This is a genomic window from Cupriavidus sp. UBA2010 (assembly GCF_002335265.1).
GTDB classification, from domain to species: domain Bacteria; phylum Pseudomonadota; class Gammaproteobacteria; order Burkholderiales; family Burkholderiaceae; genus Cupriavidus; species Cupriavidus metallidurans.
Window position 1 is genome coordinate 285,381 of record NZ_DDCI01000023.1, and the last position, 24,074, is coordinate 309,454.

At 63.4% G+C, this 24,074-nt stretch carries 20 protein-coding genes; 9 read left to right on the forward strand and 11 right to left on the reverse strand.

Annotated elements, in window-relative coordinates:
* The first annotated feature begins 151 nt into the window (after nt 1–151).
* Genes B2246_RS18970 through B2246_RS19000 form a run of 7 tightly spaced genes read left to right on the forward strand, consistent with a single transcriptional unit; the run spans nt 152 to nt 8,692 of the window.
* The gene (locus tag B2246_RS18970) at nt 152–1,822 is read left to right on the forward strand and encodes a methyl-accepting chemotaxis protein (protein WP_008648635.1); all 1,671 of its coding nucleotides are present in this window, start codon (nt 152–154) and stop codon (nt 1,820–1,822) included.
* 27 nt (nt 1,823–1,849) lie between these two features.
* A complete protein-coding gene (locus B2246_RS18975; RefSeq protein ID WP_008648633.1) occupies nt 1,850–2,323 on the forward strand; it encodes a chemotaxis protein CheW in 474 nt (157 codons plus the stop codon).
* Nucleotides 2,320–3,612, forward strand: coding sequence for a CheR family methyltransferase (locus B2246_RS18980; RefSeq protein ID WP_186425718.1), 1,293 nt, complete (start codon nt 2,320–2,322; stop codon nt 3,610–3,612). The genes B2246_RS18975 and B2246_RS18980 overlap by 4 nt, the downstream gene beginning before the upstream one ends.
* A complete protein-coding gene (locus B2246_RS18985; RefSeq protein ID WP_286882594.1) occupies nt 3,605–4,348 on the forward strand; it encodes a chemotaxis protein CheW in 744 nt (247 codons plus the stop codon). Before B2246_RS18980 ends, B2246_RS18985 begins: the two co-directional genes overlap by 8 nt.
* Nucleotides 4,345–6,648, forward strand: coding sequence for a hybrid sensor histidine kinase/response regulator (locus tag B2246_RS18990; protein ID WP_035883136.1), 2,304 nt, complete (start codon nt 4,345–4,347; stop codon nt 6,646–6,648). The genes B2246_RS18985 and B2246_RS18990 overlap by 4 nt, the downstream gene beginning before the upstream one ends.
* Nucleotides 6,645–7,661 (forward strand): chemotaxis response regulator protein-glutamate methylesterase, encoded by a 1,017-nt coding sequence (locus tag B2246_RS18995; RefSeq protein WP_186425720.1) that lies wholly within the window; start codon nt 6,645–6,647, stop codon nt 7,659–7,661. The genes B2246_RS18990 and B2246_RS18995 overlap by 4 nt, the downstream gene beginning before the upstream one ends.
* A 23-nt stretch (nt 7,662–7,684) precedes the next feature.
* Complete coding sequence (locus B2246_RS19000) at nt 7,685–8,692, forward strand: response regulator (protein ID WP_008651811.1); 1,008 nt, start codon at nt 7,685–7,687, stop codon at nt 8,690–8,692.
* Nucleotides 8,693–9,021: 329 nt separating this feature from the next.
* On the opposite strand, the gene B2246_RS19005 is transcribed toward B2246_RS19000, so the two are convergent.
* Complete coding sequence (locus B2246_RS19005; protein ID WP_286882595.1) at nt 9,022–9,429, reverse strand: hypothetical protein; 408 nt, start codon at nt 9,427–9,429, stop codon at nt 9,022–9,024.
* 14 nt (nt 9,430–9,443) lie between these two features.
* On the opposite strand from B2246_RS19005, the gene B2246_RS19010 reads away from it, so the two are divergent.
* A complete protein-coding gene (locus B2246_RS19010) occupies nt 9,444–11,669 on the forward strand; it encodes a TagA domain-containing protein (RefSeq protein WP_286882596.1) in 2,226 nt (741 codons plus the stop codon).
* A gap of 222 nt (nt 11,670–11,891) precedes the next feature.
* Here B2246_RS19010 and B2246_RS19015 read toward each other — a convergent pair whose 3' ends face one another.
* The 4 genes from B2246_RS19015 to B2246_RS19030 all read right to left on the reverse strand — a co-directional run bounded on the left by B2246_RS19015 (nt 11,892) and on the right by B2246_RS19030 (nt 16,244).
* Nucleotides 11,892–12,191, reverse strand: a complete 300-nt coding sequence (locus B2246_RS19015; protein WP_008651813.1) for a PadR family transcriptional regulator — start codon at nt 12,189–12,191, stop codon at nt 11,892–11,894.
* Nucleotides 12,192–12,362: 171 nt separating this feature from the next.
* Complete coding sequence (locus tag B2246_RS19020; protein ID WP_011518471.1) at nt 12,363–13,865, reverse strand: tripartite tricarboxylate transporter permease; 1,503 nt, start codon at nt 13,863–13,865, stop codon at nt 12,363–12,365.
* Nucleotides 13,866–13,878: 13 nt separating this feature from the next.
* Nucleotides 13,879–14,340 carry a tripartite tricarboxylate transporter TctB family protein gene (locus tag B2246_RS19025; protein WP_008644611.1) on the reverse strand — a complete coding sequence of 154 codons (462 nt, stop codon included), beginning with the start codon at nt 14,338–14,340 and terminating at the stop codon, nt 13,879–13,881.
* A gap of 413 nt (nt 14,341–14,753) precedes the next feature.
* Nucleotides 14,754–16,244: an MATE family efflux transporter gene (locus B2246_RS19030; RefSeq protein WP_286882597.1), complete on the reverse strand. Its 1,491-nt coding sequence runs from the start codon at nt 16,242–16,244 to the stop codon at nt 14,754–14,756.
* Nucleotides 16,245–16,477: 233 nt separating this feature from the next.
* Here B2246_RS19030 and B2246_RS19035 point away from each other — a divergent pair, with 233 nt between their 5' ends.
* Nucleotides 16,478–17,905, forward strand: coding sequence for an NAD-dependent succinate-semialdehyde dehydrogenase (locus B2246_RS19035; protein WP_008644613.1), 1,428 nt, complete (start codon nt 16,478–16,480; stop codon nt 17,903–17,905).
* Nucleotides 17,906–17,986: 81 nt separating this feature from the next.
* Here the strand turns inward: B2246_RS19035 and B2246_RS19040 are convergent, their stop codons facing one another.
* From B2246_RS19040 to B2246_RS19065, 6 genes are read right to left on the reverse strand one after another with little or no spacing between them, the layout of a single operon-like run.
* Nucleotides 17,987–19,186, reverse strand: coding sequence for a DUF2252 domain-containing protein (locus B2246_RS19040; protein ID WP_286882598.1), 1,200 nt, complete (start codon nt 19,184–19,186; stop codon nt 17,987–17,989).
* Between the two features lie 59 nt (nt 19,187–19,245).
* A complete protein-coding gene (locus B2246_RS19045; protein WP_008644617.1) occupies nt 19,246–19,608 on the reverse strand; it encodes a cytochrome C oxidase subunit IV family protein in 363 nt (120 codons plus the stop codon).
* A gap of 8 nt (nt 19,609–19,616) precedes the next feature.
* Entirely contained in the window at nt 19,617–20,321 is a 705-nt protein-coding gene (locus B2246_RS19050) for a heme-copper oxidase subunit III family protein (protein ID WP_008644619.1), read from the reverse strand.
* A gap of 12 nt (nt 20,322–20,333) precedes the next feature.
* The gene (locus B2246_RS19055) at nt 20,334–21,002 is read right to left on the reverse strand and encodes a cytochrome c oxidase subunit 3 (RefSeq protein ID WP_035883129.1); all 669 of its coding nucleotides are present in this window, start codon (nt 21,000–21,002) and stop codon (nt 20,334–20,336) included.
* Nucleotides 20,999–22,756: a cytochrome c oxidase subunit I gene (ctaD, locus tag B2246_RS19060; RefSeq protein WP_008644623.1), complete on the reverse strand. Its 1,758-nt coding sequence runs from the start codon at nt 22,754–22,756 to the stop codon at nt 20,999–21,001. The genes B2246_RS19055 and ctaD overlap by 4 nt, the downstream gene beginning before the upstream one ends.
* Nucleotides 22,757–22,792: 36 nt before the next feature.
* Nucleotides 22,793–23,968 carry a cytochrome c oxidase subunit II gene (locus tag B2246_RS19065; RefSeq protein WP_008644626.1) on the reverse strand — a complete coding sequence of 392 codons (1,176 nt, stop codon included), beginning with the start codon at nt 23,966–23,968 and terminating at the stop codon, nt 22,793–22,795.
* Between the last annotated feature and the right edge of the window lie 106 nt (nt 23,969–24,074).

Here is a 24,074-nt window from a genome sequence, read left to right on the forward strand (position 1 = left end):
AAAATGCAAGCGCTTCCAATTTCCGGCGCAACGGCGCAACGCCCCGGGCACCGCGTTGAAATGGCTTGGGCGTTACAGTACCCTACGCCGCAAAAGGCTACCACCCAAACGAGGGATACCCCCAACTGGGTGACGGCGCCCGCCCCAACGCATGACCCAGCCCGCCCCGAGCCCGGCGGCCTCACCGGAGACGATCCTGATCGTGACCCACTGGACCATCCGCACCCGCATTCTGGCGAGCTTCACCATCATCCTGCTGGTCATGGCACTGATGAGCGGCGTCGCCTACCGACGGCTGTCCGCCATCGAGCACGAAACCACCGTGATGCGCACCGATGCGCTGCCGGGCCTGAACTACAGCGCCGGAATGCGCGGGGTCTGGGGCGAAATCTACGTGCTGGCCTGGCAGACGGTAACCGCGGCCGATGCTCCGCAGCGCGCCCGCCTGCTGACGCAGACGCAGGACGCCATGCAGCGTCTGGACCGTTTGGAGCAGCAGTACGACGCCACCATCGTCCGTGACGACGACCGGGCCCGCTTCCACAACTACCAGGCCGTCCGCGCCCGGTACCAGCAGGCCGCCCAGCCGTACCTTGACCCTGCTCAGTGGAAGGATGCCGCCACAGCCCAGGCCGCCCTGCGCGGCAGCGCGCACGACCTCTGGTCTGATGGCCGGAAGTTGCTGCAGGACATCGTCGACGACAACGGCAAGGTCAATGAGCGGGCCTCCACTGGCATCGTTGACTCGGTGGTAACGGCCAAGGTCAGTATCGAAGTGGCATTCGGCATCGCCGTGCTCGCCGCCCTGATCGCCGGCTATCAATTGCTACGCGCCATTACGGTGCCGATGGGCAAGATCGTCTCGCTGCTGAAGACCATGCGCGGCGGCGACCTGCGCCAGCGGATGGTGCTGCATCGGCAAGACGAGTTCCAGGCCGTGGAGGAAGGTTTCAACCAGATGGCCGACGAGCTGACGTCGCTGGTCGGACAAGCGCAACGCTCGGCAATTCAAGTCACTACCTCGGTCAACGAGATCGCCGCCACGGCGCGCCAGCAGCAGGCCACCGCCACCGAAACGGCCGCCACGACCACGCAGATTGGCGCGACTTCGCGCGAAATCTCGGCTACCGCGCGCGACCTGGTCCGCACCATGAGCGAGGTTTCCCACGCCGCCGACCAGACAGCCGGACTGGCTGGCACCGGTCAGGTGGGTCTGTCGCGCATGGAAGCGACGATGAACCACGTGATGGAAGCCGCCGGCTCGGTTAACTCCCGTCTGGCCACGCTCAACGAGAAGGCCGGCAATATCAACCAGGTGGTGACCACCATCGCGCGCGTGGCGGACCAGACCAACCTGCTGTCGCTGAACGCCGCGATCGAGGCCGAAAAGGCCGGCGAGTACGGCCGCGGATTCTCCGTGGTGGCCACCGAGATTCGTCGCCTGGCGGACCAGACCGCCGTGGCCACCTACGACATCGAACAGATCGTGCGCGAGATCCAGTCGGCCGTGGCCGCCGGGGTGATGGGCATGGACAAGTTCTCGGAGGAAGTCCGCCGCGGCATGTCCGAGGTCACCCAGGTGGGCGACCAGCTTTCGCAGATCATCGGGCAGGTTCAGTCCCTGGCGCCGCGCGTGCAGATGGTCAACGAAGGGATGCAGGCGCAGGCAGGCGGCGCCGAGCAGATCAATCAGGCGCTGATCCAGCTGTCCGAAGCCGCGCAGCAGACGGTGGAGTCACTGCGTCAGTCCAGCCAGGCCATCGACGAACTGACGCTGGTTTCCAACGAACTGCGCAGCGGCGTCTCGCGCTTCAAAGTCTGAGCAGGCGACCCCGGAGCCGCCATCGCCATGGCCCTTTTCCTGCTCTTCCGCATCGGCGCCGATCGCTACGCGCTCGATAGCGCCGAGGTGGCCGAGGTCCTGCCGCTCGGCCCCGTCAAACAGATACCCGGCGCGCCGGAGTGGGTCTGCGGACTGATGACCCGGCACGGACAGCCCGTGCCTGTCATCGACATCACCGCGCTGGCCACCGGCACACCCGCCACCGCGCGCGCCAGCACCCGCACCGCGCTGGTGCATTATCGGCGCGCGCGCGACGCCGGCACCCAGCCTCGCGTGCTTGGCCTGCGGCTCGAGCACGCCAACGAAACGCTGCGCTGCGATCCCGCATCGTTCATCGATGGCGGCATCGACCCGACACACGCCCGCTATCTTGGACCGGTGCGCCACGATCCGCGTGGCCTGATCCAATGGGTACATGTCGGTGCGCTGCTGCCCGACGCCGTCCACGCCATGCTGTTTTCCGCAACGTCCCCGGCATGACCGACGCCCCCCATCCGCCCACCTTGATCGAGGCGCTGCTGAAGGAACGCATCGGGCTTGATGCCGCATCGGTCGGCCGAGGCACGATCGCGCGCGCGGTGGAAGAACGGCGCCAGGCCCTGGGCGCCGATGACCCCGCGGCCTACTGGAACCTGCTTCATGCGGTGCCGGACGAGCTGCAGGCGCTGATCGAGTCCGTCGTCGTCCCGGAAACCTGGTTCTTCCGGCACCGCGAGGCACTGCTCGCGCTGGCCCGATTCGCCGCGCAACGGGTGTTCGGGGCCGGGGAGCCGATGCTACGCATCCTCAGCCTGCCCTGCTCGACCGGTGAAGAGCCCTATTCGATCGCGATGGCGCTGCTCGACGCCGGGATTCCGGGCAATCGCTTCCGCGTCGATGCCATCGATATCAGCGCACGCGCCCTGGAACGCGCGCGCGCCGCTGTCTATGGCGACAACGCGTTTCGCGGCCAGCCGCTGGACTTCCGTGATCGCTACTTCATGCCGGTCACCGGCACACCGGCGACCTATCAACTGCTGCCAAAGGTCCACAATCAGGTACGGCTGCTATACGGCAACCTGATAGACCCCGACTTGCTGAGGCACGAAGCGCCGTACCACTTTGCGTTTTGCCGCAACCTGATGATCTATCTCGATCCGGCCACGCAGTGCGAAGCGATCCGGACCCTGCGCCGCCTGACCCGGCCAGACGGCATGATCTTCGTTGGTCCCGCGGAAGCAAGCCTGCTGACGCGCGAGGGGCTGGCCGGCGCAGGGGTCCCGCTGGCCTTCGCCTTCCATGCTCAGCCAGCCGCCAGCCCATCGAGCCACGCGCCAGCAGCGCAAATGGTGCTGCCGCCACAGCCCGTGATCACGAGGGCCCGATCGGCCGCCACCACCCCGGCAAGGCACGCGGCGCCCGTGTCGGATGTGGCGACGAGCAGCCCGTCAGCGCAGCCAACACCCGCGCCCAGCCTCGAAGCCGCGCTGGCTGCCATGGCAGCCATGGCCGATCGCGGCGAACTCGATCGCGCCCTGGCGGCGTGCCAGCAATTCCTGGCTGAGCACGGGACATCGGCCGACGGCTGGTGTCTGCTGGGCGTGCTGCACGATGCCTCGGGCCGCGCCACCGAGGCGCACGCGGCCTACCGCAAGGCGGTGTATCTCGACCCTGGCCATGAAGAAGCGCTCTATCATCTGGCCGCCCTGCTCGACAGCGGAGGCGATACCGCCGGCGCGCACCGCTTGCGCGAACGCGCCCAACGTCATGCCCGAATGAGCCATGACTGAACCAAATTCACTGTTGCCCCATGCCGCCCCGGCAAGCGCCATCGACGACTGCTGGCGCCGCATCGGCGTGACCGGCGATCGCACCTGCCCGCTACTCGCCACGCACATCACCTGCAGGAATTGCCCGGTCTACGCCCAGGCCGCCTTGGTGTTGCTCGACACACTGGCCATCGACCCGATCGTCCAGCCTGCCAGCGATAGCGATACGCCCATCGACCCATCGTCAGCCGACCGGCTGGCCGGAGAGTCGTACATGGTGTTTCGCGTCGGCGACGAATGGCTGGCCTTGCCGACGGCCGCGCTGGGCGAAGTCACTGCGCCTGCGCTGGTCCACTCGCTGCCACATCGGCGCCATGCCGCGCTGATCGGGGTAGCGGCCGTGCGCGGCGCGTTGCTGACGTGCATCTCGCTGGCGCTGCTGTTTGGCGAATCCGCTGAATCCGCTGAATCCGCTGAATCCGCTGAATCCGCTGAATCCAACGGGCGTGGCGGCCAGGATGCCCAGCGCGCGGCGCGCTTCCTGATTCTTGGCCAGGGACGCAATGCGATCGCGCTGCCCGTTGCCGAGGTAGCCGGCGTCGAGCGCGTCACGCAGGATGTCTTGCTGCCCTTGCCGGCGACGCTCGCGCGCGCCTCCGCCCGCTATTCACGCGCGCTGTTCGATTTCAACGGCCACAGCGTCGGTCTGCTTGATGCCGACCTGCTGCGGCAGGCGTTGACCCGGAGCCTGTCATGAATCCGGAACAACTCCGTGATGCCTCGTTGCTGGACCTGTTCGCGCTCGAAGCCGACGCGCAGGCCGATGTGCTCAATGCCGGCCTGCTGGCCCTGGAACGCGATCCCACGGCAGCCGTCCAGCTCGAGGCTTGCATGCGCGCCGCGCATTCGCTAAAAGGGGCCGCGCGCATCGTCGGGCTCGACGGTGGCGTGCGCGTTGCGCATGTGATGGAGGATTGCCTCGTCGCCGCGCAACGTGGCGGCCTTCTGCTGAGCGCCGCCCATATCGATGCGCTGCTGCAAGGCACTGACCTGCTGCAGCGAATCGGCCATCCGCCCGATGGCAACGCCAACTGGCCGGAGCTTGGCGGCAAGGCGGAGATCGACGCTTTCGTCGCCCGTCTCGAGGCGCTGCTCGATGGTGGCGCGGATGTGGCGGCACTGGCAGCACCGACAGTGTTGCCGTCGGCCGCCGAGCCCTCGCCGCCGGAGCCCCCGTTATCCACGGTCGATCGCCCGTCAGCGAGCACCGTCGCGCCGGCGCAGCCACAGGAGTACTCCGGCAACCAGGAACGCATCCTGCGCGTCAATGCCGAACGGCTGGACCGGCTGTTGGCGATGGCCGGCGAGTCGATGGTGGAGACGCATTGGCTACGGCCGTTCGGCGTCGCGATCCAGCAAGCCAGGCGTCAACAGATGCGCGTGATGCAGGCGCTCGATGGCGTTCAGGCGCTGCTCGACAGCCCCGATAGCACCGTGCCACGCTTGCGGGCGGCACTGATGGAGACTCGCCAACTGCTCGAGGACAGCCACGGCCAGCTCACCCAGCGCGTGGAAGAATTCGACCAGTACGATCACCGCCAGAGCGGACTGTCGCGCCGCCTGTACGACACAGCGCTGTCGTGCCGGATGCGCCCGCTGGCCGATGGCATCACCGGTTACTCGCGCATGGTGCGCGACCTGGGCCGCTCGCTCGGCAAGCGTGTCCGACTGGAGTTGTCCGGCGAGCAAACCCAGGTCGACCGGGACATTCTGGAACATCTCGACGCACCGCTGGCTCACCTGCTGCGCAATGCGGTCGATCATGGCATCGAAGCGCCGGAGACGCGCCGCGTCGCCGACAAGCCGGAAGAAGGCCGGGTATCACTCCATGCGTGGCACAACGCCGGCCGGCTTGTGATCGAGATCTTCGATGACGGCGCAGGCGTCGATCTGGAAGCGTTGCGCGCCGCCATCGTGCGGCGAGGCCTCGCCCAGGCGGACACCGTCGCGCGGCTATCGCAAGCCGAGTTGCTCGAGTTCCTGCTACTGCCAGGATTCAGCATGCGCGAGACGGTTTCCGAGGTCTCCGGCCGCGGCGTCGGGCTCGACGCCGTGCAGGACATGGTGCGTGCCGTGCGGGGCAGCCTGAGGCTTTCCCAGCAGCCTGGCAGCGGCCTCCACTTCCATCTCGAGTTGCCGCTGACACTGTCGATCGTGCGGGCGCTGCTCGTGGAAATCTCGGGCGAAGCCTATGCATTCCCGCTGGGCCACGTGCTGCGTGCCGTGGCCGTGCGCCGCGAAGACATCGAACAGACCGAGCAGCACCAGCACTTCCGCCACGACGGCAAGCCGGTGGGACTGATCAGCGCCGCGCAGGTGCTCCAGCGTCCCGAGCGTGGCCAGGATGGAGATACCGTCCCCGTGGTTGTCATCGGCGAGCAGGATCGCGTGTATGGCCTTGCAGTGGATCGCCTGATCGGCGAGCGATTGCTGGTGGTGCAGCCACTCGCGCAGGCCCTTGGAAAGATCAAGGACATCGCGGCGGGCAGCCTGACCGACGATGGCACGCCGGTCCTGATCTTCGACGTCGAGGACATGCTGCGGTCGGTGGAAAAACTCGTCTCCGATGGCCGCATCGAACGGGTGCGCCATGGCGGCGAGGAAACGACCCAGACACGACGCAAGCGCGTGCTGGTGGTGGATGACTCGCTGACCGTGCGCGAACTGGAGCGCAAGCTGCTGAGCGGACGCGGCTACGACGTGGCCGTCGCGGTGGACGGCATGGACGGATGGAACGTGCTGCGCGCGGAATCGTTCGATCTGGTGATCACCGACGTCGACATGCCGCGCATGGATGGCATTGAACTCGTCAGCCGGATACGGAGCGATGCCCGCCTGACGCATCTGCCGGTAATGATCGTCTCGTACAAGGACCGCGAGCAGGATCGCGAGCGCGGCCTGCAGGCTGGCGCGGATTACTATCTGGCCAAAGGCAGCTTCCACGATACCGCGCTGCTCGACGCGGTACGTGACCTGATCGGCGAGGCACGCTCATGAGAATCGGCATCGTCAATGATTCCGCGCTGGCTGTTACCGCATTGCGGCGCGCGCTTGCGCTGGACGCCACACTCGAGATCGCCTGGATCGCCGGCGACGGCGAGGAAGCCGTGCGGATGGCGGCGACCCAGACTCCTGACCTGATCCTGATGGACCTGCTGATGCCGGTCATGGACGGCGTGGAAGCCACACGGCGCATCATGGCCGAATCGCCGTGTGCGATCGTCGTGGTGACCATGGACCTCGGCCGTAACGCGAACCAGGTGTTCGATGCCATGGGGCACGGTGCGATCGATGCCGTAGACACCCCGACGCTCACCGACTCCGACACCAAGCTCGCGGCCGGCCCGCTATTGCGGAAGATCCGGAACATCGCACGCCTGCTTGGCGGACGCGCGCAGGCGCCCCATCCGCTCGCGGCGGCCACCAAGACGCCCACCGCGCCCCGGCTGGTCGCGATTGGCGCATCGGCCGGCGGCCCGGCTGCGCTGGCCACGCTGCTCGGCGCGTTGCCAGCTGACTTTGGCGCGGCGGTCGTCGCCGTGCAACATGTCGACGAAGCGTTCGCCCAGGGCATGGCCGAGTGGCTCGACGCGCAGTGCCAGCTGCCGGTACGCCTTGCCCGGGCTGGAGAGGTACCGGAGGCCGGTGCGGTGGTGCTGGCCGGCACGAACGATCACTTGCGCCTGACCAGCTCGGGACGCCTCATCTATACCCCCGAACCTTGCGACTACCTGTATCGCCCTTCGATCGATGTGTTTTTTGAAAGCGTGGTGGAACACTGGCGCGGTGAAGCAATCGGAGTATTGCTGACCGGCATGGGACGCGATGGGGCGCAAGGCCTGAAGGCCATGCGTGAACGCGGCTTCCAGACCATCGCGCAGGATCAGGCCACGAGCGCCGTCTACGGGATGCCCAAGGCGGCGGCCACACTGGGCGCGGCGAGCGAGATTCTGCCACTGCAGAAGATCGCGCCGCGACTAGTCATGACGTGTGGCGGCGGTCGGCGGTAAGAGAAAAGAACAGGAGGCGAATAATGCCCAGACAAATCAAATCGGCCGATGCGGCGGCCACCCATGAATACCCGGCGATGGTGCTGCTGGTCGACGATCAGGCCATCATCGGCGAGGCTATCCGGCGCGCGCTGGCCAGCGAATCCGATATCGACTTCCACTATTGCTCGCAGCCCGAGGAGGCCGTGGCGGTGGCCGAGCGTACCAAGCCCACCGTGATCCTGCAGGATCTGGTCATGCCCGGCACCGACGGGCTGACGCTGGTGCGCCGCTACCGCGAAAACGCCACCACGCGTGATATTCCGATCATCGTGCTGTCGACGAAGGAAGAGCCCACCATGAAGAGCGCGGCTTTCGCGGCCGGCGCCAACGACTATCTGGTCAAGCTGCCGGATTCGATCGAGCTGATCGCGCGTATCCGCTACCACTCTCGCTCCTATCTGAACCTGCTGCAGCGTGACGAGGCATATCGGGCGCTGCGCCAAAGCCAGCAGCAATTGCTCGAGACCAACCTGGAACTGCAGCGGCTAACCAATTCCGACGGACTGACGTCCCTGTCGAACCGGCGCTACTTCGACGAGTACCTGGGCGCGGAATGGAAACGCGCCCAGCGCGAACAGACTCAGCTTGCGCTACTGATGATCGATGTCGACGCATTCAAGGGCTACAACGATACCTACGGCCACGTGGCCGGCGACGAGGTACTGCGCCGCGTGGCCACCGTGATTCGCGAGAACTGCGCGCGGCCGGCGGACCTGCCCGCGCGCTTCGGCGGCGAGGAATTCTCGATGATCCTGCCGGCCACGTCGCCCGGCGGCGCGCGACTGCTGGCCGAGAAGGTCAGGCGCGCGATCGAGACGCTGCGCATTCCGCATGCCTGCTCCCCAACCGGCGGATTTGTCACGGTCAGTATCGGCGGCGCGGTGATCGTACCGGGAAGCGATGCCGATTTCAGCCGGCTGATCGAGGCTGCCGATGCGGGCCTCTATCAGGCCAAGCGTAATGGACGAAACCAGGTAGTGATGGCGTAGTTCAGAATCTTCTGCTCCCGGGTTTCCAGTTCTTGGCTTCCATCGCCGAAGCCAAGGTAAATCCTCGCCTGGGACACAACAAGTCAACGCCTTGACACGCATCGCAATGCCGATGCGTCCGCGAGCCATCGCCCCGTTTCCCCGGCGGATGGCCCGACACGATGCCGCACCGGATATTTCTTGGCCCCCTCCTTTCCCCCGCATTGTGCGCCGCCTTTGAATGCCAAGGCGACCTATCCCGCTCAAATCGATATTTTTCCTCGCGCGCTAATTATCAATATCAACGCATCGTGTAAATAGTATTTGCGCCAAAAATCATAATAATAGACTCACTTGCTCCAAAGCAAAAAAGAGCACCATAACATTATCACTGCCCAGCTAAAATTATTGGTGAAGTTAATCATTAAACTCAACCGTAAATAATAAATGACAAAAACAAAATTATTTACACCCAATACACGCGAGCAATGAAATGACATACAACCATCTTTCACGAAACTTCGCTTCAGCATCACCCGTTTCCAGGGCCTCAACGCTTCGCCGGCCGCGCACGGAACTCCTTCGCATTGCAGCCGCATCGGCTTTGGCCCTTGCGGCGCTGGCCGGATGTGGCGGCGGTGGAGACAGCGGCCCGTCATCGGGCAGCACGCAACCTGCGCCAACCCCGACGCCAACACCAACGCCAACGCCAACGCCAACACCAACGCCAACACCAACACCAACACCTGGATACCCACGCACGACTTTCGACTTGGCCGGCGCGCTCGAATACGGGCAAACCAGTGTCGTGAGGCAGAACGAAACGCGTATCGCACCACACCTGGTCGAAGGCCGCAGCACGCTCCTGCTGTTTACGCCAACCAAGCCCATCAGCAATGACCAAGAAGTATTTGTCGAAGCAATGCTGAACGGCGTATCGATGGGACGTCTCTTCCTGAAGAAGCCCGCCGACCTGAATGGCTATGCGGAAGACAGGATTACCCAGGACACCTTGCCACGCTACAGCACACAGGCGTGGAGCACGCAGATGCCCACTGGGTGGATGAAGTCCGGTGTCCAACTAACCGTTGGCTATGACGAGCTGCGCCACGAGGTAAAACAGATCTACGCATACCGCGTCACGAATAGCCTTCCCCCGCTGGCGGCTCCATCGGAACTCACATACACACGAACCAAGGTGCTGTTCTGGGAGGATCCTGATTCCAATGCCGATACCCTCGATTCGGACAAGCTCGCTGACGAAATCCACGCCCGCATGCCGGTAAGCAGGATATCCATCGTGGACTACCTGCCTGCACGCTGGAACAGCGTCATTATGATGGACTCCCCAAATCCCCCAAGGAGGTTTGATTCACTGAGGCAGATACCGATCTCTGGGGTCCGTCCAACCCACCACACAGCGTGGGCCGCGAACATCATGGTGGACAAGGCAAACACCGGACGCGGTTTGCAGGCCGCCGACCCCTACGACATGCTCAATCAGTCGTCGCCGCTTGCTTATGGAGCCACCCTTTCTCAAGGACGCTATAAGGACCGCGACGGAAATCTCCAGAGCGCCTTCAGCGTTGATATCGCCCGTCCTGGCTGGGCTCAGATCCGATGGAACAGGGAATGTGGCGGTGAGATGAACCATGCACTAGGCAGAGTCGTAGGCTTGACCCCATTCGTTGAAGGGCAACCCTTGGAGTTCGGAGGCGAGTATCCCGATGGTCTCATATGGGCAGCCTCGCACCCGCAGCCATTCGATACCGCGCGAGGCGTATTCAGAACGTGGTATGCGGCCACCGATGGCTTTACCATTCGGTCGTCAGACAAGCCACTGCGCGGCCGGATTGATCCTCAGTTCTACCACAAGGAAATCAACGACTATAAAGAGCCTGCCGACAGTCAGAGCTGCTTCTCTCCTTATACAAACAGCAACACGCGCGCGATCCAGCAGCTGCTGGAGTCAACACCAACGCTGCGGACCGTGGCCGGAAACCCTGGTTACTATCTTTGGGATGACACGACACGAACTTACGCTCCCGTCGCGCCAAACTGGAAAGGTGCGGCGTTGCAGTTGAAACCGGATCGTATGGGCATTCCGGTGGCTACCGTGATCGGCTCGCTGACATCCAGCGAGAGTCCGGGCGCCAGCATGCTCTTCCCGCCGTTGTTCGCGGCCAGCGGGAACACCTTTGCCCTGGAGGAAATCGGCACGACTTCCATCAGCTACAGAGGGGCAAGGTACGCGGCACGGGTCCGCTACGCGGATGGCAGCCACCGGATCTTCATCATCCCAAAAGAACTGCCTAGCAAGGACCGCGCATACTATTTCTCGTTCAACCTTCCGATTGCCGACAAGCCTGTCGAAGTATCCTTGTACCGCTTGCAGCACCCGTACGTGGAAAACGGTCCCCGCGGACTGTCCCCCTCTGACACACTGCTGTCTACCCAGGCCATCACGGTACCCACCTCAATGCCTGCGGTCGTGACTCGGGGCGGTGATTCCCGGCAAGAAGCGCGTACGGCAATGGTAAGCAAGCTATGCACGACTCAGACATGCGAGACAGAGAGTATCGATATCGCCTGGCATCCGGATGACGAGTCGCAACTGTATTTCGTCGCCGGGCGGCCCTCGCTCGGTCTGACGACTCCCGTTGGGAACCCCAAGGACGCGCCAATGCGGCTTGAAGTAATGATGAAGGGACCGGACGGCAATCAACGCGTCGTGGTATTCCGGGCTTCGCGCGCCGTCAATACGACCGCCGATGGCTATCGCCTGAGCCCGGCAAACTATTGGACCGAGCCGGAATTGCTCAAGGACAGACTACAGCACCTCTATATCTGGGTTCATGCCAACGACAACACCGCGTTGCCGGCCGGCCGCTACACGATGACAGACGCCGTAAAGCTGCTCGACGTGCATGCCGTCAGCGGTGCCGGCGACAGAATCGTCGACAGGGTCAAGCTGAACGCCACATTTGAAAAGCTCTGACGCACTAGCATAGTTGCCACCCCGGCGCCGGTGCAGCGTTTCCATCGAGACGCTGCACCGGCGCATTTTCATGCTGCGCGCCGACACGCATCTCATCTCTCGCGAACAAAGCCAGCGGCCTTGTTGAGTGCTTCGTTCGTGGAACCCCGATAACGACAATGCAGACATGACGATGCCGGTACCACGCCTCATTCCAGGCGGCGTACCGGCATTTGCATTGGTTTATTCGGCTGTCTCGCTCATGTCGTCCTGAAGGACGTTGAGATGTGCGAGGTAGGCGTCCAGTTCGGCCCGTCCCGCATCCGTGATGCTGTAGACGCGGCCGTTTCCCTCGACAAGTTCGGCGGTAATGGATCGCGCCATCAACAGGCTACGCAGGATTGGGCGCAGCGCGCGGATATTCTTGTCGATGCCTCGCTCGCGCAGCCGCTCCATCAGGTTGAATACCGTGGATGGACTGGCCTGGACAAGCCGGAGGATATAAAGCCTGGAAACGATACGATCGAGCGATGGCGTTTTCATGGGCGCAGGCAACGCAACTAGCGGTGCGGAGAATCGAATCATCGTGCGCAGCCCATGACTGCAGCGCAGTCGGGCAGTCCTATCAGTGCTTCAAAGAAACGGGGGCGCTTTTGGCACCCCCGCAAGCTTACTCGGCTCGCGCCGGCATGGCGCCGGCGCTTGTCGTCAGAATTACTCTTCCTGGAACGCTTCTTCGCGCTTCGCCTTGATCGACGGCAGTGCCACCACGGCCACCAGTGCGGCAGCAGCAATCAGCAGGCCCATCGACAGCGGACGCGTCACGAACACGGTGAAGTCACCACGCGACAGCAGCAGCGAGCGGCGGAAGTTCTCTTCCATCATCGGTCCGAGCACGAAGCCCAGCAGCAGCGGTGCGGGTTCGCACTTCAGCTTCAGGAACAGATAACCGATCACGCCGAAGGCAGCAGCCATGAACACGTCGAACGTCTGGTTGTTCACCGAGTACACGCCGATGCAGCAGAAGACCAGAATCGCCGGGTAGAGGAAGCGATACGGCACGGTCAGCAGCTTCACCCACACGCCGATCATCGGCAGGTTCAGGATGATCAGCATCAGGTTGCCGATCCACATCGAAGCGATCAGGCCCCAGAACAGCGCGGGGTTGCTGCTCATCACCTGCGGACCAGGCTGGATGTTGTGGATCGTCATCGCACCGACCATCAGCGCCATCACGGCGTTGGGCGGAATGCCCAGCGTCAGCAGCGGGATGAACGAGGTCTGGGCAGCGGCGTTGTTGGCCGATTCCGGACCTGCCACGCCTTCGATCGCACCCTTGCCGAACTCGTGAGCGTACTTCGACGTCTTCTTTTCCAGCGAGTAGGCCGCAAACGAAGCCAGCGCAGCACCGCCACCCGGCAGGATACCCAGTGCTGAACCCAGCGCCGTGCCACGCAGCACTGCCGGAATCATGCGCCTGAAGTCCTCCTTGGTCGGCCACAGGTTCGTGACCTTGTTCGTGAACGTCTCACGGGCTTCCTTCTGCTCCAGGTTCGCGATGATTTCCGCGAAGCCGAACATACCCATGGCCAGTGCCACGAAGTCGATGCCGTCGGTCAGTTCAGGTACGTCGAACGAGAAGCGCGCGGCGCCCGAGTTCACGTCGGTACCGATCAGGCCCATCAGCAGACCCAGCACGATCATCGCCACGGCCTTCGGCAGCGAGCCCGAAGCCAGCACCACGGCGCCGATCAGGCCCAGCACCATCAGCGAGAAGTACTCGGCGGGACCGAACTTGAACGCCAGTTCCGACAGCGGCGTAGCGAACGCAGCCAGGATCAGCGTGGCCACGCAGCCAGCGAAGAACGAACCAAGGCCTGCAGTAGCCAGCGCCACACCAGCGCGGCCACGACGTGCCATCTGATAGCCGTCGATCGTGGTCACCACCGACGACGATTCGCCCGGCAGGTTCACCAGAATAGCGGTGGTCGAACCGCCATACTGCGCGCCGTAGTAGATACCGGCCAGCATGATCAGCGCTGCCACCGGCGGCAGCGAGTACGTCACCGGCAGCAGCATGGCGATGGTTGCCAGAGGCCCAAGGCCCGGAAGCACGCCGATCAGCGTCCCGAGCACGCAGCCCAGGAACGCGTACGCGAGGTTTTGCAGCGACAATGCCGTGGAGAAGCCCAGGGCAAGATGGTCAAACAATTCCATTTCGGGCGACTCCTTAGCCGGTAATGAAGGCAGGCCAGACCGGCATCTGCAGGTTGATGCCGTACACGAAGGCGCCCAGGGCGATCAGCACGAGCACCACGCTGTTAAGCAGGGCACCCTTCCAGCTGAACTCATGGCTGGCCATCGACGACACCATCACCAGCACGAACACCGACAGCACCATGCCGAGCGGCTTGAGCAACAGGCCGAACAGCACGACGGAACCCAGAATCCACAGAAGCGTCTTCAGATCCCAGCGGGCAAGTTGATCTTCCTCACCCTTCGACGACAACGACCCCATCAACACCAGCGCGCCCAGGATGGCCAGTACCAGGCCAAGCAGGAACGGAAAGTATCCGGGGCCCATCTTGGCGGCCGTCCCCATGCTGTAGCCGCGCGCGACGAAGGAAAAGCCAAGACCGACCAGAATAAACATCAGGCCGGAGGCAAAGTCCTTTTGGCTGCGTATGCGCAAAACGATTCTCCTCAAGGTTGTGAATTGCGGCACCGTGCGACACACCGGCTCTGGGGCATCTCCACGGCGAACGTATCAACTTCGACACGTTCATCGCAGCGAACAGTAGAGTCGGGAACTTTCAGGCTCCTTTCATTTGTCTGGGGTTTAGGGTATCCCCCAATCTTCAGCGCACGCGTCGTTTTTTCGTTTCCATCACGTTGTGACGTATTAAGTTGGAAACCAAAACCACAACTGAAAGTTAAATGAAAGACGTGGTGGAAAGGTGTTTGAAAGGGAATAGTGTGGATTGGCGCGGCACTGCGCGGCAGAGGGTGCCGCGCAGCTTTCGACTTGCTTACACCGCGGGGCGGTGCGTGAGTGACACGATCAAATGTCTCTCATCCATACATTCAGAAACCTGTCTGGATGCATTAGGAAGGTTGTCGCGCGACTTCCGCGTTGGCCTCTGCGTCGGCTTCCGCGCCCGCATCGGCATCCTCGCATGGCACGCCCATGCTGGTGTCGGGTGCATTCCCCACCGCTTCCGGATGTGGCGCGACCGGCAGGATATGACTGCGGCGCCAGTTACCGTAGCGGTAATAGCCGAGCGCAAGCAGCACCGATACCACCGAGCCGAGCGGGAAACTCCACCAGATCGATTCGGCGCCGATGTGCGGCCCGAGCAGCCACGCGAACGGCAGGCGGATCAGCCACATCGACACGAACAGAATGACCAGCGGCGCCATGACGGCGCCCGTGGCACGCACGGCGCCGAACACGACAATGGTGAAGCCGAACAGGATGAACGACCACAGCACCACGTTGTTGATGTGCTGCGCGATCTCAATCGCGACGCTGTCATCCCCCAGGAACAGGCCAAGCGAGTGGCGATTGAACGCATAGACCAGCGCCACCAGCGCGCCGGTCATCAACACGTTGAAGAGCATGCCAACCTGCGTGACACGCGCCACGCGCACCCACAATCCCGCTCCCACGTTCTGCGCGACCATCGATGACACACTGGCGCCAACCGCCAGGGCCGGCATCTGCACATAGGTCCAGAGCTGCGATGCCACACCGTAGGCCGCGGTCGTCCGCGAGCCGTACGTATTGACCAGCGACATCATCACGATGGCCGACGACGAGATCACCACCATCTGCAATCCCATCGGCAACCCCTTCATCACCAGCGCGCGCAGGATAGCCATGTCTGGCCGGAGCAGCGCAAGTTGCTCCCGGTGCAGCAGCAGGAAGTGCCGGCGCCGGTACAGCAACCCGATCATCGCCGCCAGGCTGGTCAGTTGCGCGATCAGTGTGGCCAGCGCCGAGCCCGCGATGCCAAGCGGAGGAATCGGGCCCACCCCGAAGATCAGTACGGGATTCAGCACAACGTCCAGCACCACCGACAGCAACATGAAGTAGAACGGCGTGCGCGAGTCACCCGCGCCGCGCAGCGTCATCATCACGAAGTTGTAGAAATACATGAACGGCAGCGCGATGAAAATGATGCGCAGATAGATGATGGCCAGCGGCGTGGCATCGTCCGGCGTATGCATCGCGGCCAGGATGTGCGGCGTGAAGACATAGCCCAGCACGGCGGCCAGCACCGACAGGCCGACGAAGAACGTGGTGCTGGTGCCCACCACGCGTCGCGCCTCGTCGATGTCGCGCCCGCCGACTGCCTGGCCGATCATGATCGTATTGGCCATGCTGATCCCGAACACCACGCCGAGCAGGAAAAACAGAATGATGTTGGCGTTCGACGTGGCCGTGAGCGCCGCCTCGCCAAGGTATCGGCCGACCCAGACCGAATTGATCGAGGCGTTGAGCGACTGCAGGATGTTGCTGCCAAGCACCGGCAGCGAGAACATCAGCAGCGTGCGGCCGATCGGGCCGGTGGTCAGTCTGGCGTCAGGCTTCATTGGGGCAGTTTTTCCGCACCGCAGCAGTGCGAGGGTTGCGAACCTGTCAGTCTAGTCCCTGGCCGGGCACCATGCCAGCCACCGGACACATGACAGTTGTGGCGGGGCGATAATCGCCCGCAAGTCTGCCAGTGCGGACTTCCGTCCAAAGCGTTAAGCTTGCGCTTTCATTCTTCGACCACCCGCGGCGCGCCCCCTTTCGCTGCGCCGTCCATTTCCTTCAGGAGACAGGCATGTACCAGGATCTCGCCCTCTACATCGATGGAGAATTCATCAAGGGAGGCGACCGCCGCGAGCAGGACGTCATCAATCCGGCGACGCAGGAACTGCTCGGCAAGCTGCCGCACGCTACTACTGCCGACCTGGATCGCGCGCTGGCCGCCGCGCAGCGCGCCTTCGAAACCTGGAAGAAAACATCGCCGCTGGAACGCTCGCAGATCCTGCGCCGCGTGGCAGAACTGACCCGTACCCGCGCCAAGGAAATCGGCCGCGACATCACGCTGGACCAGGGCAAGCCGCTAGCCGAAGCCGTGGGCGAGGTGATGATCTGCGCCGAACATGCCGAATGGCACGCCGAGGAATGCCGCCGCATCTACGGCCGCGTGATTCCGCCGCGCAATCCGGCGGTGCGCCAGATCGTGGTGCGCGAGCCGATCGGCGTCTGCGCCGCGTTCACGCCGTGGAACTTCCCGTTCAACCAGGCCATTCGCAAGATCGTGGCTGCGCTGGGCGCCGGCTGCACGCTGATCCTGAAAGGTCCGGAAGACTCCCCGAGCGCCGTGGTGGCGCTGGCCCGCCTGTTCCACGATGCAGGCCTGCCCCCGGGCGTGCTGAATATCGTATGGGGCGTGCCGAGCGAAGTTTCGACCTACCTGATCGAATCGCCGATCGTGCGCAAGATCTCCTTCACCGGCTCGGTACCGGTGGGCAAACAGCTTGCCGCGATGGCCGGTGCGCACATGAAGCGCGTGACGATGGAGTTGGGCGGTCACTCGCCCGTGCTGGTGTTTGACGACGCAGACATCGAACCGGCCGCCGAAATGCTGGCCCGCTTCAAGCTGCGCAACGCCGGCCAGGTTTGCGTATCGCCCACGCGCTTCTATGTTCAGGAAAAGGCCTACGACAAATTCCTGGCGCGCTTCACCGAGGTCATCGGCTCGATCAAGGTCGGCAATGGGCTGGACGACGGCACCCAGATGGGCCCGCTCGCACATGAGCGCCGCATCGCATCGATGGAGCAGTTTCTGGACGATGCCAGCCATCGCGGCGGCAAGATCGTCGCCGGCGGCTCGCGCATCGGCGACAAGGGCTTCTTCTTCGCGCCAACCGTCGTCACGGACCTGCCCGACGATGCCAAGCTGATGGTCGATGAACCGTTCGGCCCGGTAGCCCCGGTCACGCGCTTCAAGGATGCGGAGGAAGTGCTGCGCCGCGCCAACAGCCTGCCGTTCGGCCTGGCCTCGTATGTCTTCACCAACTCTCTGAAGACGGCCAACCTGGTATCGAACGGACTTGAAGCCGGCATGGTCAACATCAACCACTTCGGCATGGCGCTGGCCGAGACCCCGTTTGGCGGCATCAAGGATTCGGGTATCGGCAGCGAAGGTGGCCAGGAAACCTTCGACGGTTACCTGGTGACCAAGTTTATTACCCAGGTTTGATGGCGTAGTTCGCTGGGTTCTCCCCTCTCACATGCAATGTGAGAGGGGAACAACCGAACAGCCGATCAGCTGGTCACCTGATCAGGCGCTCTTCCCCCGCGCCTTCGCATAGTCCTCCCGGAACTGCTTCCACTGCGCGAGCGAAACATCGCGCCCGTGCTTTGCCAGCCGCAGCACGGTGGATTGCCAGCGCCCGCCTGCGGCGAAATCCTGTAACTGCTCGACACGATCCGCCGCCTGATGGCCACAGCCACGCAGATGGGCCGAGGCCGCGGCACGCGCCATCGTGGCGAACACGTCTTGCAACACAGTCTTGTCGCGGCAGTGCTCCAGATTCACTCGGTCGGTGCTCGGTTGCAAGCTCTTGACCAGGTACGAGGCCTTGCCCAGCGGCACGTATGAGAACAGTGCGGGCGATGCGGCCTGCATGATCTGCTGGATGGTCGCCACGCGTTGCGCATCGCTGCCCCAGCGCGGTTGGCCGCGTGTGCGCATTCCGATCCAGGCGCTCGGTGCCGCGCGTTTGATATCGATAAGCCGCTGACTTGCCGACATGTCACGCTCATGCGCCAGCACGACGTAGCGTTCGAGCCCCAGGCTGCCCACACCGGCCACGCGTCGCGCCGAGTCTTCTGCCACGAAGCGATGACCATGATGTTCCTGCTTCGAGTAGATCCCCAGAATCTCGGAAGCGCGTTCACGCTGCATCTTGTCCGCGCGCAGCGCATGGCCGTCGAACTTCAGACGCCGCCGCCCGCCACGCATCTCCGTGCGCGCGTTCAGCAGCGCGCCGCGTTTGCGGCGTTTGACCTGCCGCAGCAGCGTCGCCACCAGACCGCTCGCGGTGGCGCGTTCCAGCCAGCGCGGCTTGCCCGCGCGCAACATCGCCGTGTAGACCGACAGCATCTGTGCGCAGGCCGTACGGGCATCGGCTTCCGACAGGCCAATGCTCTCCCCGGCCACCAGCACGCTCGACAACATACGGATGACATCGACCGTCAGCGGCGCCAACATGGCATCGTCGAAATCGTTCAGGTCGAAGTACACGAGTCCGTTGTCGCCCTTGAACGTGCCGAAGTTCTCCACATGGAGATCGCCACACACATAGGTGCTAGGCGCATCGAGCAGACCAGCCTCGCGCTCGAGCGACGCCGCGTACAGGTGGTTGGTGCCTCGGAAGAAAGCGAACGGGTCGGCTGCGATCGCCGCCAGCTTCATCGTCAGCCGCTCGGGATCGCGGCCGTGGTTGTAGATCAGGATGCTTTCGGTAGCAGCGTGCATGGGCGGCGGAGTCCTCGATGGGGTTGCGCAGCGCCCTCATCGCATTTCATCATGCGACTTCAGTGAAAAAACACGCCGCGAGTCAGGAAAGTGTAATCCGCTTCGGCCGCCATGAGAAATACCAGCACGAGCAGGCACAGCGGCGGGATCAGGATCGCGCAGATCAACGCCATGCGCTCCCAGGCCATGTGCATGAATACGCTGACGATCAGGCCGGCCTTCAGGATCATCAGCAGCAGAATCAGGAACCAGCGCAGGTATCCCGTGAACCCGAAGTAGTCCACCAGATAGGACATCGTGGAGAGCACGAACAGCAGCCCCCAGACCTTCAGATACAGGCCGATAGGATGTTCCTGTTTGCCGTGGCCACCGTGGGCCGCCTCGGACGCTTCGGGGGCCGGAGTGATGGGTGTCGATGCCATGGTCGCCCTCACCAGAGATAGAACAGCGCGAAGATGAAGACCCAGACCAGATCGACGAAGTGCCAGTAGAGACCGGCGATCTCCACGACCTGGTAGTTACCGCTTGGTTCGTAGTGCCCGCGCACGACCTTGCTGGCGATCGTCAGCAGGTAGATCACGCCACAGGTCACGTGAAAGCCGTGGAAGCCGGTGATCATGAAGAACGTGGAGCCGAACTGCGCAGCGCCCATTGGATTGCCCCAGGGACGCACGCCCTCGTGCACGATCAGCGTGGTCCATTCGAACGCCTGCAGACCGACGAACGTCGCCCCGAGCGCGGCGGTCGCCAGCATCAGCAGACCGCAGGGGCGTCGCTCGCGACGGTAGGCGAAGTTCACGGCCATCGCCATCGTGCCACTGCTGGTGATCAGTACGAAGGTCATGATTGCGATCAGGATCAGCGGTAGCGTATGACCGCCGATGTTCTCGGCGAAAGCCTTGCTGGTGTCCGGCCATGGCGCCGTGGTGGAGATGCGCACGGTCATGTAGCCGATCAGGAAGCAACTGAAGATGAAGGTGTCGGACAGCAGGAAAATCCACATCATCGCCTTGCCCCAGGACACCTTGAATGCGCGCTGGTCGGATGACCAATCAGCGACGAGGCCCCTGAAGCCGCCCGGCGGATTCCAGGCTTCCGGATGCGATCCGGCCGAGGAAGGAACTTGCGAATGCATGGGCGCTCTCCGTCAGGACCTGCCACAGATGTACGCGACGAGCTCCGGCGTGAGCCAGCCCAGCGCGCCGAGCAACACGACCCATACCGCCAGCAGGAAGTGCCAATAGCGCGCGCACAGCCCGATGCGCATCACCGTGCGCGTGCCACTGCCGCGATCCACCGCCACAAACGCGAAGGCCACCAGCCCGCCAAGCATGTGCAGACCGTGCATGGCCGTGAGCAGGTAGAAGAAGCTGCCCGCTGGATTGTTCGCGGGAACAACGTGAAGCGCGTACAGCGCCTGCCACGCCCACAACTGCACGCCAACGAACCCTACGGCGCCCATCCCCCCAAGACGAAACGCCTGACGTGCTCTCACCATGCGGCCCGAGTGCGCCGCCCGCCTGGCAATCTCCATCGACACACAAGCGGCGGCGAGCACGACCGTGGACAACCACACCTGCCACGGCAGTGCAATTCGCTGCCAGTCCGGGCTGTCCATACGCATGACGTAGGCGGCCAGAAACAAGGTGAATAGCGCCGTGACCACGCCCATGAATATCCACAACCCTATGCTGCCGGGGGTGCGTGCCCCATGTCCATGCAAGGCGTCACCACCGGCGGGGCCGCCTCCGGGTGCTTCACGTGAAGCCCGGAAGACGCCGCCACCCGTATCCACCGCGAACGATTCGGCTTTCATGCCACGGCCCCCCTTCTCGCGTGTGGCTCGGGTTCGCTCCCACCTGCGTCTGGCGGCGCATTCTGCGCAATGAAGTCCTCCTTCGCGCCCGGCACGCTGTAGGCGTAGGCCCACCGATAGACCACTGGAAGATGCGCGCCCCAGTTGCCGTGCGCCGGCGGCGTCTGCGGCGTCTGCCACTCCAGCGAGGCGGCACGCCACGGGTTGGCGCCTGCCGGCTGCCCACGCCGCACGCTCCACGCGAGGTTGAAGATGAAAAGCAACTGCGCCGCCGCGACGATGAACGCTGCGATCGAGATGTACATGTTCAGCGTGTGCGCGGACTCGGGTATGAAGTCATAGCCCTGCCACGCGTAATAGCGCCGCGGCATCCCCAGAATACCGAGGTAGTGCATCGGAAAGAAGATGGCGTAGGTGCCGACGAACGTGATCCAGAAATGAATGCGGCCAAGCGTGTCGTTGAGCAGGCGTCCGGTGACCTTCGGATACCAGTGGTAGATCCCGCCGAAGACGACCAGGATCGGCGAGACACCCATCACCATATGAAAGTGCGCCACGACGAAGTAGGTGTTCGACAACGGGATGTCCACGCTGACATTACCGAGGAACAGGCCCGTCAGACCGCCGATCACGAACGTGCTGATGAAGGCGATGGCGAACAGCATCGGCACCGAGAAATGGATGTCGCCCTGCCACAACGTGATCACCCAGTTGTAGACCTTGATGGCAGTGGGTACCGCGATGATCAGCGTCGTGGTGGCGAAGAAGAAGCCGAAGTACGGATTCATGCCACTCACGAACATGTGGTGCGCCCACACCACCACCGACAGCACACCGATGGCCAGGATCGCCCACACCATCGTGCGATAGCCGAAGATGCTCTTGCGCGAATGCACGCTGATCAGATCGGAGACGATCCCAAAGGCGGGCAGCGCGACGATATAAACCTCGGGATGACCGAAGAACCAGAACAGGTGCTGGAACAGCAGGGGGCTGCCGCCCTTGTAGTTGAGCTGCTGCCCCATCGAGACGACTGCGGGCATGAAGAAGCTGGTACTGAGCGTCTTGTCGAGCAGCATCATCACACCGGAGACAAACAGCGCCGGGAACGCCAGCAGTGCGAGAATCGTCGCCATGAAGATGCCCCACACGGCCAGCGGCATCCGCAGCATCGTCATGCCCTCGGTACGCGCCTGCAGCACCGTGGTCACGTAATTCAGGCCACCCATGGTAGCCGCCACGATGAAGATCAGCAGCGACACCAGCATCAGGATGATGCCCCAGTCATGCCCTGGCGTGCCGGGCAGGATCGCCTGCGGTGGATAGAGCGTCCAGCCCGCGCCGGTGGGTCCGCCCGGCACGAAGAAGCTGGCGAGCAGCACGAGCACCGACAGGAAGTAGACCCAGAAGCTGAGCATGTTCAGGAATGGGAATACCATGTCGCGCGCGCCGACCATCAGCGGGATCAGGTAATTGCCGAAACCGCCAAGAAACAGCGCCGTCAGCAGGTAGATCACCATGATCATCCCGTGCATCGTCACGAACTGGTAGTAGCGATTGGCGTCGATGAAATCAAACCGTCCCGGAAAGCCCAGTTGCATCCGCATCAGGTTCGACAGCGTCACGCCGATCAGCCCGACCACGATGGCGACCAGCGTGTACTGCACGGCGATCACCTTGTGATCCTGGCTCCAGATGTAGCGCGTCCAGAAACTCTGTGGGCCGTGGTGGGCGGCATCATCGGCATAGGCCATCTTTTGCTCTCCGATTTCTGACTGTGCGTCGGGCCGCTATTTGCCAGCCTGCGGGGCCCCCGTTGCGCCAGCACCCAGCGAACGGATATACGCCGACAGCGCCACCACATCGGCATCGGTAACAGGCAACTTGGGCATCACCGGCCCGAAGCCCTTGACGATGCGGGCCTGCGGGTCCTCGATCTCCGTCTTCAGGAACGCATCGTCCACGGTCGCGCTGCTGCCGTTGCTGAAGGTCTGCGTGCTGCCGTACAGGCCCTTCCAGCTTGGGCCGACACCCACGCTGCCATCGACGCTATGGCATCCCACGCATCCTTTGCTTTGCGCCAGCGCGCGGCCCTGCGCCACGAGATCGGCGGCGCCAGCCGGCGCGCCCGCCACAGCGGTTCCTTCGACTGGCACAGCGGTGGGCACGGCGACCTTCGCCAGCGTCATCGCGAACGTCTGCTGCTTCGCAAGCCACGCGTCGAAGGCGGCCTGGTCTTCGACCACGACGTGACCGCGCATGTTGTAGTGGCCCAGACCGCAGAGTTGCGCGCAAAGAATGTCGAAGCGGCCGGTCTTGGTGGGCGTGAACCAGAACGACGTCACCATGCCGGGCACCATGTTCATGCGCGCGCGGAACGGTGGCACATAGAAATCGTGCAGGACGTCCTTCGAGCGCAGGAGCACCTTGATGGGCCGGTTCAGTGGCAGGTGTACCTCCGGCCCCATGACGAGTATGTTGTCCTGTCCGTTCGGATCATCGGGATTCAGGCCGAGTGGATTTGTGCCGCTGACGAATCGGGGGTCCGTGGTACCGAGCTGGCCACTTTTGCCGGGGAAGCGGAACGCCCATTGCCACTGCTGCCCCACCACCTCCATGACCATCGCATCGCGTGGTGGCCGCACGTACTCCGCGTAGACGATCAGGCCCGGCGCCAGCAACGCGATGATGCACACGGCGGTCAGCCCGATCAGCCAACGCTCCAGTTTCGGGTTCTCCGGCGCATAGGCAGCGCGATGCCCCGCGCGATGGCGGTAACGCCAGACGATGTATCCGACTAGCAGGTTGATGACGACGAAGAACAGGCCGGTGATGACGAGGGTAATGGTCAGCGTGTCGTCCATCTGTTTCCAGTTGGACGCCAGCGGTGTCGCCCACCAGGGGCTCAGGAAATGAAAGAGCACCGAGGCAACGACAATGATGACGAGTGCGATGGCGATCGCCATGACCCCCTCCTCCGCGCGGACGAAAAGCCACGAGGAATGCGCAGTCTGCGCAGGTGGATTAAGACTAGTGCATCGTTTCAGGTCACGGCAAGGCGACATCGTGCCG

Excerpts from the sequence above, each read along its gene's own strand:
- B2246_RS19020 (WP_011518471.1), bottom strand. The coding sequence starts at position 13,865 with ATGGAATTGTTTGACCATCTTGCCCTGGGCTTCTCCACGGCATTGTCG.
- B2246_RS19055 (WP_035883129.1), bottom strand. The coding sequence starts at position 21,002 with ATGAAAGCCGAATCGTTCGCGGTGGATACGGGTGGCGGCGTCTTCCGG.
- B2246_RS19030 (WP_286882597.1), bottom strand. The coding sequence starts at position 16,244 with ATGAAGCCTGACGCCAGACTGACCACCGGCCCGATCGGCCGCACGCTG.
- B2246_RS19035 (WP_008644613.1), top strand. The coding sequence starts at position 16,478 with ATGTACCAGGATCTCGCCCTCTACATCGATGGAGAATTCATCAAGGGA.
- B2246_RS18985 (WP_286882594.1), top strand. The coding sequence starts at position 3,605 with ATGACTGAACCAAATTCACTGTTGCCCCATGCCGCCCCGGCAAGCGCC.
- B2246_RS18995 (WP_186425720.1), top strand. The coding sequence starts at position 6,645 with ATGAGAATCGGCATCGTCAATGATTCCGCGCTGGCTGTTACCGCATTG.
- B2246_RS19065 (WP_008644626.1), bottom strand. The coding sequence starts at position 23,968 with ATGGCGATCGCCATCGCACTCGTCATCATTGTCGTTGCCTCGGTGCTC.
- B2246_RS19050 (WP_008644619.1), bottom strand. The coding sequence starts at position 20,321 with ATGCATTCGCAAGTTCCTTCCTCGGCCGGATCGCATCCGGAAGCCTGG.
- B2246_RS19045 (WP_008644617.1), bottom strand. The coding sequence starts at position 19,608 with ATGGCATCGACACCCATCACTCCGGCCCCCGAAGCGTCCGAGGCGGCC.
- B2246_RS19000 (WP_008651811.1), top strand. The coding sequence starts at position 7,685 with ATGCCCAGACAAATCAAATCGGCCGATGCGGCGGCCACCCATGAATAC.
- B2246_RS18970 (WP_008648635.1), top strand. The coding sequence starts at position 152 with ATGACCCAGCCCGCCCCGAGCCCGGCGGCCTCACCGGAGACGATCCTG.
- B2246_RS19040 (WP_286882598.1), bottom strand. The coding sequence starts at position 19,186 with ATGCACGCTGCTACCGAAAGCATCCTGATCTACAACCACGGCCGCGAT.
- B2246_RS18980 (WP_186425718.1), top strand. The coding sequence starts at position 2,320 with ATGACCGACGCCCCCCATCCGCCCACCTTGATCGAGGCGCTGCTGAAG.
- B2246_RS18990 (WP_035883136.1), top strand. The coding sequence starts at position 4,345 with ATGAATCCGGAACAACTCCGTGATGCCTCGTTGCTGGACCTGTTCGCG.
- B2246_RS18975 (WP_008648633.1), top strand. The coding sequence starts at position 1,850 with ATGGCCCTTTTCCTGCTCTTCCGCATCGGCGCCGATCGCTACGCGCTC.
- ctaD (WP_008644623.1), bottom strand. The coding sequence starts at position 22,756 with ATGGCCTATGCCGATGATGCCGCCCACCACGGCCCACAGAGTTTCTGG.
- B2246_RS19015 (WP_008651813.1), bottom strand. The coding sequence starts at position 12,191 with ATGAAAACGCCATCGCTCGATCGTATCGTTTCCAGGCTTTATATCCTC.